This window comes from Alteromonas sp. KUL49 (assembly GCF_006538345.1).
Taxonomy (GTDB): Bacteria; Pseudomonadota; Gammaproteobacteria; order Enterobacterales; family Alteromonadaceae; genus Alteromonas.
Map to the genome: position 1 here is coordinate 597,440 of NZ_BJKL01000001.1, position 13,198 is coordinate 610,637.

The 13,198-nt window shown below is 45.8% G+C and carries 5 protein-coding genes and 1 pseudogene; 5 read left to right on the plus strand and 1 reads right to left on the minus strand.

All coding sequences use genetic code 11. The features are described 5' to 3' along the window. The first annotated feature begins 52 nt into the window (after positions 1–52). The 3 genes from EYS00_RS02480 to EYS00_RS02490 all read left to right on the plus strand — a co-directional run bounded on the left by EYS00_RS02480 (position 53) and on the right by EYS00_RS02490 (position 5,175). Positions 53–1,198: an efflux RND transporter periplasmic adaptor subunit gene (locus tag EYS00_RS02480; RefSeq protein WP_130634984.1), complete on the plus strand. Its 1,146-nt coding sequence runs from the start codon at positions 53–55 to the stop codon at positions 1,196–1,198. Beyond that, the gene (locus tag EYS00_RS02485; protein ID WP_130634985.1) at positions 1,195–4,341 is read left to right on the plus strand and encodes an efflux RND transporter permease subunit; all 3,147 of its coding nucleotides are present in this window, start codon (positions 1,195–1,197) and stop codon (positions 4,339–4,341) included. The genes EYS00_RS02480 and EYS00_RS02485 overlap by 4 nt, the downstream gene beginning before the upstream one ends. Before the next feature lie 141 nt (positions 4,342–4,482). Beyond that, positions 4,483–5,175 (plus strand): DUF2982 domain-containing protein, encoded by a 693-nt coding sequence (locus EYS00_RS02490; RefSeq protein ID WP_130634986.1) that lies wholly within the window; start codon positions 4,483–4,485, stop codon positions 5,173–5,175. Here the strand turns inward: EYS00_RS02490 and EYS00_RS02495 are convergent. Then, positions 5,172–8,300 (minus strand): hybrid sensor histidine kinase/response regulator, encoded by a 3,129-nt coding sequence (locus EYS00_RS02495; RefSeq protein WP_130635122.1) that lies wholly within the window; start codon positions 8,298–8,300, stop codon positions 5,172–5,174. The two genes, EYS00_RS02490 and EYS00_RS02495, sit on opposite strands and share 4 nt — an antisense overlap. A 230-nt stretch (positions 8,301–8,530) precedes the next feature. On the opposite strand from EYS00_RS02495, the pseudogene parC reads away from it, so the two are divergent. Together parC and EYS00_RS02505 are read left to right on the plus strand one after the other, a co-directional pair. Beyond that, a pseudogene (gene parC / locus EYS00_RS02500) lies at positions 8,531–10,812 on the plus strand (DNA topoisomerase IV subunit A). Between the two features lie 193 nt (positions 10,813–11,005). Continuing rightward, a complete protein-coding gene (locus EYS00_RS02505; protein ID WP_130634987.1) occupies positions 11,006–13,150 on the plus strand; it encodes a bifunctional diguanylate cyclase/phosphodiesterase in 2,145 nt (714 codons plus the stop codon). The last annotated feature ends 48 nt before the right edge of the window (positions 13,151–13,198 follow it).

A 13,198-nucleotide genomic window follows, 5' to 3' on the forward strand; every position in this document is an offset into this window, starting at 1 on the left:
ATACTAGCATAGCAAGGTAAAAATTGTACAGCGTGAACAAGGAATCTGGGTAATGTCGAATCACGATCAATCGCAAAATTTCAACAAACCGGCGCTGTATACTGCCGTTCTCATTTTCGTTGTTTCGCTTGTTGTATTGTTGTTTGCCGCAGGCATCAATGGCGCAACAGCAACGCCTGAAGAACAATTACCCACCAGTGTCTCAACCCAATCTATTCAACTGCAAGATGGTTTTGTCACGCCCGTCAATATTATAGGCCAAATAGAGTCACCGCAGGCGGCGGATATGGCTTTCGACAATAGCGGTGAAATACTGGTGGTATATGTCGAAGAAGGTGATTCGGTCGTAAAAGGGCAGACGTTAGCAGCACTTGAAACCCGTCGTATTGACGCACAACGCAGTGAATTAGAGGCATCTTTGGCTCAAGCCGAAGCTGAATTAAAGCTGGCATTGATCAGTCAAACACGAACGAACAACATGGCGTCGCAATCACTAAGCTCCGAGCAGGCAAAAGACGAGGCTGACACTCGTGTGGACGCTGCGCGAGCTCAGGTTAATGGCATTAAAGCGAGTCTAGTAAGGCTAGATGTTGAAACGGAAAAGTCGAAAATTATTGCGCCATTTGATGGCGATGTGAGTGCTCGCTATCTAGATGAAGGCGCAGTTGTGAACCCTGGAATGCCAGTACTACGGATGACGTCAAGTGACCGTTTGTACGCTCGCTTTGCGGTATCTCTGGAAAGCTTATCGTCGTATGCTGTTGGTGACACTGTGTTGTTGCGTAATCGCGAGGGTACGCTTCGTGGTGAAGTACTGCAGCAATCACCCATTCGAGACGCCCTAACTCGGTCGGTAGACATACTTGTTTTACTTGAGGCGAACCAAGCCTTAATACCCGGTGACATTGTTACGCTCACTGGAGAAAAGCCTCATAGTGAAAGCGGTGCATGGATACCTACTAGTGCACTGAGCAATGGCGTTCGAGGCTTGTGGCGCTTGTTTGTCGTAAACACTGAACAAGGCAACAAAGTCGAAGCTCGTGCGGTAGAAGTGCTGTACACCGATGGTCAAAATGCGTTTATTCGTGGCGCGATCAGTAACAACCTTGTTTTTGTGACCCAAGGCACTCACAAGCTCGCCCCGGGGCAGTTAGTATCGGTTAAACAAGATACTAGCGAATTGGGAGCGCAACGATGATCCCTACGCCTCAAGAAGACAAGAAACCTTACCCTTGGTACACCCTTTTTTATCGAAGAGGTCACTTACTTGTATTGAGTTTGCTGGTCATTTTGGTGGCTGGCTTATCTGCTCTCAATACGTTACCAAGGTTGGAAGACCCTAGAATTGATACGCGAAATGTATTGGTTATTACACCTTACCCAGGTGCGTCTGCTGAGCGTGTAGAAGCCCTTGTTTCCGATGTTATTGAAGACAGGCTTCGAGAGATCTATGAAATCAAAGAAATTAAGTCTACATCCAGGGCCGGCATCTCAGTTATCAATATCGAAACTCAAGATTGGGTAGACAATACAACAAATGAGCAGCTGTTCAGTGAAATAAGAGACGCACTGCGTGAGGCTGAAACTCAGTTTCCACAGGGGGCAGCGTCCCCCGTGTTTGATGAAAAACGCGGTGCTACTGCATTTACACTACTGCTCGCGCTGAAAGCTGAGTACCCAGAAAATACGCCGCTTACCTTAACGTCTCGTCTTGCCGATGAGCTTACTGACAGATTGCGTAACGTCAATGGTACCGAGCTTGTCAGAATATATGGTGCACCTACGGAAGAAATCCGTGTCAGTGTGTCGCCAGAGCAATTGGCATCCACTGGCTTAACCCTGGCTCAGATTAGTCAAGCTATCAGCGCCGCAGACCCTAAACTTCCCGCTGGTGTTCTTAATACTGCACAAAGTAATTTGCGATTCACAGTAGCGAAAGGGCTCGAAGGTGTCGCGATGATTTCAGCTATTCCGCTAGTAAACACCTCTGGTAGGTTCTTGCGTGTAGATGATGTGGCTACTGTGACCCGTGCTTATCAAACACCCCGTTCAGATATTGCTTTATTGGATGGAGAAGAGGTGATTTTTGTTGGTGCAAGGATGCAAACTTCGGTTCGCGTCGACAAGTGGACTCAAGGTGCATTAAAGGCTGTTGAGGGATTTAATGAGGAGTTTAAGGGGAGTGTCAGGGCCGAAATCGCCTTTGAGCAGAATCAGTATACGGCAGCGAGATTATCAGAACTCTCCGGCAACCTTGTGTTGGGATGTGCGGTAGTTACCTTTGTCATTTTCTTGTTTATGGGTTTGCGAGCGTCTTGGATCGTCGGCTTGGCGTTGCCCCTTTGCGCTTCTTTTGCTCTGTTCTCGCTAAGCTTTTACAACGAGCAGATTCACCAGATGTCCATTTTCGGGATGATCATCGCCATTGGACTTCTTATTGATAACGCCATTGTGATTACCGATGAAATTCGAATAAATCTTCAAGATGATAGCCTCACACGCGTAGGTGCTATGGCAAAAAGTGTTTCACATTTATTTGCGCCGTTACTTGCTTCTACGCTAACCACCATTCTTGGTTTTATGCCGATTTTTCTACTCAATGGCAATATTGGTGACTTCATCAGTCCGATCGCTATCAGTGTAGTTATGGCGTTAATTGGTTCGCTGTTTATTTCGTTGACCTTAATTGCGGCATTGGCTGCACGCTTTTTGCCTCGTTATACAACAGACTCCGAGGTATCAAAGCGTTGGTGGAACACGGGGATTCAAACACCTAGCTTAAGTGAAGCTTTCAATAAACAACTAGGCCGCTGGATTAAACAGCCTTGGTTGGTGTTACCAGTCATCATTGTCTTATGCGTTTCTGGGTTTGTGTTATCCGGTACATTAGCCAACGTGTTTTTCCCGAGTGCTGACAGAGATCAATTCGAGATTTACGTCTGGACTAAAGACGGCGCGAGTATCGAAAACACCACAGCATATACTCGTGAGCTTGATAGCTTTATTCGCAAAAACGAGGATGTTGCGCAGGTAAGTTGGCTCATCGGTGGTTCAGCACCTTCTGTGTATTACAACCAGGTGATGACACGGGACAATTCACCGAACTTTGCTAATGCGGTAGTTACTACCAAGGATGTCTCCTCCGCGGTAACACTTATCGAAACGCTACAAAAAGATCTGGATGAAGGGTTTCCTCAAGTACAAGTGGTAGTTCGTGCTTTTGGTCAGGGGCCTCCTATCGCTGCGCCTATTGAGGTTGAAGTTTTTGGTCCTGATCTAGAGACCTTGAATGAGTTGGGCCAGCAAGTCCGCCTATTGTTGTCTGAAATTCCCGGCGTAACCCAATCTATTGCTACGGTAACTATGGGTGAGCCTGAACTCAATTTGTCCACCGACAGTAATGCTCTGTCGTTCATTGGGGCTGGCCTTAATGATTTAGCTAATCAGATGCAAACGAATTATTCAGGCGTGACCGGTGGTTCAGTGTTGGAGAGTACGGAAGAGATCCCTGTACGAGTGCGTCTAGACGATACGTTCAGACAAAGTTTATCCAGTATCGATGCTATGCCTGTTCCTACGGGTACCGCTGAAAAATGGTCGTCATTAGGTGCGCTTGCTGAGATCTCATTGAATCCCTCTATCAGCAGTATAACCCGTCAAAACGGCGAGAGATTAAATCGAATTCAGGCGTTTTTATTGCCTGGTGTACCTGCGGTTGATGCGAGCAATGCACTACGGGAAAAGCTCAACGAACGTTTAGTGTTACCTCAAGGTTATCGAATTTACTTAGCCGGTGACGCCGACGAGCAGCAAAGAGCACTAGGCCAGTTGGGTACCTACGCGCCAGTGTTACTGGTGTTAATGGTTACTACCTTGATTCTTACCTTTACCAGTGTGCGAATGGCCAGTGTTATTGGGTTAGTGGCCATACTATCCGTTGGGTTAGGTATGTTTAGTTTATGGATATCTGGCCTTCCTGTTGGCTTTAATCCGTTGCTTGGATGCGCAGGGCTTATTGGTGTTGCGATAAACGGCTCGATAGTGGTCATAGCGGCTATAAACGCCAATCCAAAGGCTAAAAGTGGCGACACCCGCGCCATAGTACAAGAAACTATGGGGTGCAGCCGACACATTCTGTCGACGACTTTTACCACCGTTGGAGGTCTTGTACCGTTACTCCTCTTCAGTGAAGGGAGCTTTTGGCCGCCACTTGCTGTTGTGTTGGCCGGTGGTGTTGGCTTCTCGGTCATATTGTCACTCGTTTTCACCCCGACAATCGTCGCTGCGTTCCAACGTAGACGTTATAAAAAATGGACTGACAGTACTCCTACCACGGCGTAATATATAACCCAAGTTAACTAACGGCTCGTATAAGGGTTATGTGGGTAAAGTTAAAACAGCTTTGGCATACTGACTGTGTGCGGTGCCAAAGAATACGTCTGTATTTGATATGGGCGCTTGTTATGTTTGTGGTGTACTTTTATGTCTGGTGAAAATATAGAGCCAATTCTTGTAAAAGCGGCCTCTAAAAGCAACGGCATTACCAGTATGGTGATTGGTAGTGTGGGACTGTTGCTGTCGATTATTTGGTTTACGGTGACTCCCGACTGGCTTTTCTTGGCGGGTATTTTTCTTACTAGTGCATCTCTTGTCACTATGCTTGTAGGTTGGTTCAAAGTAAGAGAACCGGCCTACAGCTTGCAAATATCACCCTCTGAAATTGGCTACCAGCATCGACTAGGCGTATGGTCTATCGGGTTCGAAAACCTACAGCGAGCCGGTTGCCCACGAGTAAGGCAGGGTTTAGACCACGTCGACATTGAAGCTGTTGGTTTTAAAATCAAATCCTATGAGCCCTTTTTTGAATCAATCTCGCCCCGTTTGATTACCCATCTGTTAATGGAACAACGTCCACTGTTAAATCACGTTACTCAAGAGGACTGTTCTACCGGAGGGTGTTATGTTCCGGCAATGTTTGACGATAAGCACTTTACTCTTGAAGATGGCACTGTATTAACGGGTGTAAAGGCTATGCTGGCAAACAGAATGAAGTTACTGCGCCAGCATTTGGGGTTTGATATTTTTATTGCGTCGTCTGAACTTGACAGAGCCCCCGATGCGTTTGCCAAACTGGTGAATGACTGTCATCAGGCTTCACAACGAGGCGCTCGCTAGATATTGGTGAGAAGCGCCTTGCCTTCTTCTTGAATTCTATCAAGTTCACTTGTTAAAGATGGAAGGTGTTCCGCAACCATGAGGTGTTGCCCGAGCTTTAATGATGACTCCAGTTCACCTGCTAAGCTCTGTAGCCTTGGAACACCGGTGTAACAGCATGCACCATGCAACTTGTGGATCTCGTCTTTTAATGTGCTGTAGTCGTTGGACTCCCATAGGGATTCGATAATGACTTTAGTTTCTGGAAGTAACTCAATAAAGTCTGACAGTAATTCTTTTGCCGCCTCATAGTTCTGGTTGGCGCGCTTCAGTGCTAGGTTCCAATCAAGTGATGGCAAAATGATCTGACTTGGATTAGCGGTATGACACCATGCTCTTATCAGGTCGAGCAGAGAGCCCATTTCTATAGGTTTGGGTAGGTAATCGTCCATACCGGAGGAGAGTAAGCGCTCTTGTTCTTCTCTGAATGCATGAGCGGTTACTGCAATAATCGGGGTGCCCATGTTCAACGCTGATTTTCTGATGGCCCGAGAGGCTTGAAGACCATCCATACCTGGCATTTGAACGTCCATCAGAATCAAGTCAAATTCTTGTGTTTGGCAGTAGTTCACTGCCTCTTGACCACTAGTACAGGTAGTCAGTGAAATAGGCGAGTTATTCAACCAAGTCTTGAGTAATTTGAGGTTCATTTCCATATCGTCTACCGCCAAAATTCGTGCTTTCGGTAGACTATTGATTTTTTCCTGATGAGGGTTTTTCACCTTCACTGATTTGGAATTGACCAGACTGTCTAGCTTCGACGGTGTCATAGGCATTCGTACTTGCGTGTGGAAGTACTGTGTCAGGCTCTGATACTGTGTGAAGGGTTCTGGGCCTGAGTACCAGAGAATGCGTTGCTTGGCATTAAAATGAATAAATTGACTGAGAAACTCATCCCGTCGACTCATTTTAGACACGGGAATAGTCGCCATAAACATGTCGGGTTGAAAGGTAAACGTGCTCAAGTAGGCCAAAGATTCAGCACAATACACATCAGCACCTAACGCCTTCAGCATAGCCGCGCTCGCCCTTCGTGTGGCTGGGATTGGGTCAAAAATAATGACTTTTTTATCTTGCCAACCAGGCTGTGGAACTAATGAGAACTTTTGACTCAAATGATTAGTTCGTATGGTTACGCTAAAGGTTGAACCTTGGCTGGGAACACTTTTTAGGGTGAGTTCTCCACGCATCAGGCGAACCAGTTCTCGGCTAATGACCAGACCTAATCCTGTACCTTGATAGTTGCGGTTAAGTGCATCATCAACTTGAGAAAAGGCGTTGAAAAGCTTTTTCTTGTCCTGACGACTGATACCGATACCCGTATCTTCAACAATGAGTTCGAGCTCATGGATACCATGGGGCAATGCTCTACCTTTCGCTGAGAGTGTAATAGTACCGGAACTGGTAAATTTCAGTGCATTACTCAACAGGTTATTGAGTATTTGTTTGATCCTGAAAACATCGCCGATGAGCTTGTCTGGCAAAGGTCCTAAGCCAAAGACGAATTCTAACTTTTTGCTATGGCACGACTTGGACATAATCGTAACCATTTCTTCAAGTAATTTATTGGGCGAAAACGGTTGGTTATTGATTTGCAGCTTTCCAGCTTCAATTTTCGAAAAGTCCAAAACATCATTTACGATGGTTAACAGGTTATCCGCCGCGGTATCGATAATTCGTGCTTGTTCTTGCTGATCGGTAGGAAGAGAAGCTTGCGCAAGCTCTCGGCTAAAACCGAGTATGGCGTTCAATGGAGTCCGAATCTCGTGGCTCATATTCGCAAGAAATTGAGATTTCACATTACTTGCCTTAATGGCATCTTTGCGAGCTATATCTAAGCGGGCATTTTGCTCTTCGATTAACTCCATATTATTACGCAAGTCGTCGGTGGCCTGTCTGACTTCAAGCTCTAACTGGCTGCGGCTTTTTTCCATTAATGCAATCGAGAATAGGCTGGCTTCAAGAAATACACCGACCTGAAAACAATAAGTGGTGAAGTCATTTGAAGGTAGTACACCGATAAGGCTGAGCATACCAATAACCGCGCCAGACGCCAGCATAGTCCATGCAAACATAAAGTATCGGGCTGGCTTAAAGTGATTCATAAAGGCTTCTACACCCGCATAAATGTAGCTGCAAATAGCGAGGAGACCCACTCCGTACACTAAGTTGTTTTTCCAGATAGGCGATAGAATATCGACAAAACACACAAACCCAGTGATGACTTGAATAGTTAACAGTAACAGCACTATAGGATGTGCAGTTTTGGCGTTTTCTTGAGTGTCGAGAAATGTCACTGTGAATATACCTGAGCATATTCCAATCAGTACGAAAATCAGCTCAGTATGCTCTGCTAGCCATTGGGGAACACCATTGGGCGACGCGATATTAATATGACCGCCCCAGTTAAATTGCCACCATATGACGGCGAGAATGTAGCCCACATAGGCAATTAAACTCTTCTCTTTAACACCGAAGTACAACACTAGATTATATACCGCGAGAATAATCAGGCCACCGTAAAATAGTCCCCACAGTATACTGTCTACCTGACTGTGAAGGCTGTGAAGTCCCTCTGGCTGTACTTTTAGCGGTGTGATTAAACTAGAAGACTGACTTTCAACGCGGACGTAAATATCCACCTGCTCGGAGTTAGGCAGCGACGCACGAAACGTGGGGACACGATATTTTTGCTGGGTTTGTAGCTTGCCTTGATGGCTGTCGAGGATGACTTGGTCGTTACTCACCAAGTAAAAATCTACTAAATCTAATTGACTGAAATTAATGGTGAAAACCCAGTCTTTTTGGTTGCTGGCATTGGTTATTGAGGTAAGAAGCCATACCCCTTTATCTCTGAATCCAAAGTTGGGATTTTGATTGGGTGGAATGCGAAAATCGTTACGCCTCAGCACAACGTCTTCTATGGATAATGCCGCATCGGTTTCGTACAAATAATAAAGCGACGAGGACAAATCTACCGTGGTATTCTCATCGTATAGTTGTTCGTTGTATTGCGCGCTTGCCGAAAAGCAAAAAAGAAACAGCGCAGCAATGGCGAAATACTTGAAAACCGAGTTTAAACGCATGTCCGTGGCACTTACCGTTAAAGCCTTTTGTTCGTGACTATTATTAAACCACTCATCGAGCAGTTTGTACAAAGGAAGGCTTGATATTGCACTCACAAGCGGATTACCCCACAATAGGTTTTTAAAACGTAACACTTGTCGCTGGAATTTACCTTCCTACGTCCCTTGCACTGTGCTGCACACCTAAGTGGTATGCAGCGTTGGGTTATCAATAAGAAACGCAGAGCATCATGAGCGATCAAATAACAATAAACCGAGACGGGATAGAACAGCTTCCCCTTAGACGTTTTACCGAAGACGCCTACCTAAATTACTCTATGTACGTGATCATGGATCGCGCCTTACCCCACATTTCAGATGGGTTAAAACCGGTGCAACGACGTATTATATACGCCATGTCCGACTTAGGGTTAAGTGCCAGCGCCAAATATAAAAGTCTGCTAGGACCGTAGGTGATGTTTTAGGTAAGTTCCACCCTCATGGTGATTCAGCGTGTTATGAAGCAATGGTGTTGATGGCACAGCCCTTCTCTTATCGTTATCCACTGGTAGACGGGCAGGGGAACTGGGGTGCACCTGATGATCCTAAGTCATTCGCTGCCATGCGATACACTGAAGCTAAATTATCTCGCTTTAGTGAAGTGCTACTTAACGAGCTAGGGCAAGGCACGGTAGATTGGGTGCCAAACTTCGACGGGACACTGCAAGAACCTAGTATGCTGCCCGCTCGTCTTCCCCATATTTTGTTGAACGGGGTAACTGGTATTGCGGTAGGTATGGCTACTGACATTCCGCCTCATAACGTAAGAGAGCTTGCCACTGCATGTGCCACCATACTCGATAATAAAAAGACAACCCTTGATGATGTATTAGAGATAGTTCAGGGACCAGATTACCCGACAGAAGCTGAGATCATTACGCCGAAAGCTGACATACGCAAACTGTACGAATCTGGACGAGGTTCAGTAAAAATGCGTGCTGTGTTCCACGAGGAAAATGGTGACGTCGTTGTTACTGCGCTTCCACATCAAGCTTCAGGCGCTAAAATTCTGGAACAGATTGCAGGCCAGATGCAGGCCAAAAAGCTGCCGATGGTAAGTGATTTACGCGATGAGTCTGATCATGAAAACCCAACCCGTTTAGTGATAACGCCACGTTCCAATCGCGTTGATACTGCTCAGTTAATGCAGCATCTATTTGCCACCACCGACTTAGAGAAAAACTACCGGGTCAACTTGAACATGATTGGCCTTGATGGTCGCCCACAAGTCAAAAACTTGTTGGTTGTCTTGACCGAGTGGCTGCAGTACCGTACCGACACTGTTACCCGCCGATTACAGTATCGCTTAGATAAAGTACTGGCGCGTCTACATATTTTGGAAGGTTTACTCATTGCCTTCCTCAATATCGACGAAGTGATTGAGATTATTCGCACTTACGACAAGCCCAAAGTTGAGTTGATGGCTCGTTTTGGTTTGAGCGATAGACAGGCCGAAGCAATTTTAGAGCTAAAACTTCGTCACTTGGCCAAGCTTGAAGAAATGAAGATCAAAGGCGAACAAGACGAGTTAGCTGAAGAACGTGACAAGCTTACGGCATTGTTAGGTTCAGAGCGGCGCCTTAAAACTCTCATCAAGAAAGAGATTTTGGCCGATGCGGAAAAATATGGTGACGATCGTCGCTCGCCAATAGTTGAACGCAGCGAAGCAAAAGCCTTGTCTGAGAAAGAATTAGTGCCTGCTGAATCGGTCACTGTAGTGCTGTCTGAAAAAGGTTGGGCGCGTTGTGCCAAGGGCCATGATATTGACGCACAGGGGTTGAGTTACAAAGCTGGTGACGGCTATCAATCGAGTGCTGAAGGCAAAAGTAATCAGCCTGCCGTGTTTATGGATTCATCGGGAAGGGTATTCTCCTGTGACGCTCACAGTCTTCCCTCTGCGAGAAGTCAAGGTGAGCCCCTAACCGGTAGATTCACTCCTGTGGGCGGAGAAACCTTTGAGCACGTGCTGATGGCTCCTGATGACACCAAATACTTGATGGCATCCGACGCTGGCTATGGTTTCTTGGGTACATTTAAAGATATGGTAAGCAAAAATAAAGCAGGTAAAGCCTATATTTCCTTACCAACCGCTGCGAAAGTTGTTGAGCCACAGGTAGTATCTCACCCAGAGTCAGATTTGTGTCTCTCGATTTCTAACGAGGGTCGAATGCTGCTGTTTCCAATGAAAGATTTGCCTAGCTTAGGTAAGGGTAAAGGGAACAAGTTGATTAACATTCCAAGCTCGAAAGCCCAATCCAGAGAAGAGTTTGTCAAAGTGCTTGCTGTCGTGTCTTTAGGGGCGTCGGTGAAAGTAACGGCTGGTAAACGTTCTATGACATTAACGCCATCAGACCTAGAGCACTATCACGGAGAGCGAGGCCGAAGAGGTAATAAACTCCCCCGTGGATTACAGCGAGTTGATGCTATTGAGGTGATAAATCAAGAAGTGTCAGCTGATGCTCCACAGGAGTAGGCACTATAATTAGATAGATTGGCGCAGTAAAAAAGACTCGGTAAACATCAACATGCACTAGAAGTTGAACTACACTTTTCCATAGTGAGCAGAGGAAGGGTGTATGTCGGGAATTGTAGTTACATGGTTGGTTGAAAATACGGTAAAGCCATATCATTTTGAATTTCATATGTCGTTGAAATAGGAGAATGGTGTGGCCGACAAGACTTCTACTTCATCCAATGAAAACGCCCTATTAAAACGCAAATTGCGTCGAGAAAAGACGGCTCGTAACACCGCTGAATCATTACTCGAAAGCAAAAGTACAGAGCTTTACCTCGCGTTAGAGAAGTCAAAGCGCGCTAAAAAGCAGTTAGAGCTGGCGTTGTGGGCGTCTCAAGAGTCTCTGTGGGATTGGCAAGCTGAGAGCGACATTATGAAGATTCGCTCTTTTTCTATGAACTCAGATGAAGTCACTGTATGGTCGGGTACGCCGATTGAAATCATGTCAAAGGTTCATTGTGACGACCTAGACAATATGCAATTTCATTGGTCACAAGCCGTTTTTGGTGGAAAAGATCGCGTTGAATTTGCGTTTCGCTTAAAGCTTTCTACTAACTTTCAATGGGTTAGGCTCCGGGGTCGAGTGTTTCGTCGAGGCAATGCGGGAGAGGCTCTTCACATTGTTGGGACCACTAAAGACATTACTTCTGAACGAGAAGCTGAGCAGTCTTTTCAGTTAATGGCTTCTGCCTTTTCCAGCTCAAGAGAGCCAATGGTCGTCCTATCATCTGAGCTCACGATTACAGAGTGTAACAATGCCTTCGTTCATCTTGTTCAGGCCACAGATCCTTCTCAGTGTATCGGACAGAGTTTCAATACCTTACTCTCGGGGCAAAAAGTCAGTCACGATCAACTTAGCTACGACAAGAATCAACGTTTTGAAACGAATATTCAGACCCAGCGACACGAGACAATCCCTGTTGATGTTTCCATCGCATTGTTTGAATCTCATTTACAAACGAGCTCCCATGTTATTGCCACCTTAAGGGATATTAGTGAACGAAAAAGTAATGAAGCTCGTTTGCGGCAAATGGCTCTCAATGACGATTTAACAGGACTTGGAAACAGAAACGCCCTCAGTGAGGCGCTAACTACGTACCACTACCATCACACGCCTTTTGTTTTGTTGTTTATTGACCTTGATGGTTTCAAAGCAATTAACGACACCGCTGGACATGATAGGGGAGATGCGGAACTGCGCAGTGTAGGTGGTGTACTGTCTCAACAGTTTTCTCGTATTGAAGGTGTAGTCGTCCGTTGGGGCGGGGATGAGTTCATTGTAGCTTTGCCCCTTGCTTCTACGGAGATGGCGGTTGCTCAAGCCAATCAATTCATTGAAGCGCTCGAAAAGATGAATATCATTATTAATGGTATTCATTTGAGTCTTTCTGCAAGTGTGGGTGTAGCGGCTTTTCCTGAACACAGCGCAACCATTGAAGGTGTGTTGCAGCATGCAGATGCTGCTATGTATCAGGCGAAAAACTCAGGGAAAGGGCAAGTCTACGTGTATCGAGAAGGACTGCATGAAAGTATAAAGCAGCAGGTGAGTATGCTTAATGACCTTAAGCGTGCTGTAGAGCATGAACTTCTCGACTTCTATATACAAGGTAAATATGACACTCGGGGAAAGCTGAGAGGGGGCGAGGTACTTTGCCGGTGGATCTCAGGCTTGCATGGCGCAGTGTCACCTACGGTTTTTATACCCATTGCCGAGCAAAATCAACTCGACAAAGCGATTGGTTTACAAGCACTAGAGGCGGCTTGTGAATACATTATTATGATGGAAACCCAAAGTGGCTACGCAGTGCCACTGTCGATAAATATAAGCGTGAACCAAATGCTCGACCCTGAGTTTCCATTCCAGGCGGTGAGTGTATGCGACAGTCATCAAATACACCCCAGTATGATTGAGCTCGAACTCACCGAATCTATATTTGTGAGAGATGAAGCTGCTGCCATTGTGGCACTCAATGCATTGAGAGAGTTGGGCTTTCGTCTTTCTTTAGATGACTTTGGAAGTGGTTTTTCTTCATTGAGCTACTTGCGCAACTTTGAATTTGAAGTGGTGAAAGTCGACAAGAGCTTGATAAAGGATATCAATGCCAATAGTAAAGGACTTGCATTGTTCAAAGGCATTGTTGCCATGCTGACAGGACTGCAAATCGAAATAGTCGTAGAAGGGGTGGAAAATGAAAGCTACTTACCTTTTATGCAAGAAGCCGACGTGAACCTTATGCAAGGGTTTTATTTCGACAAACCTATGCCTTGCGAGCAGTTTTTGGCGAGAAACTTTTAAAAGAGTGTGAGCGAAACACTGAGGCATCCATGCCTCAGACGAGTGTTA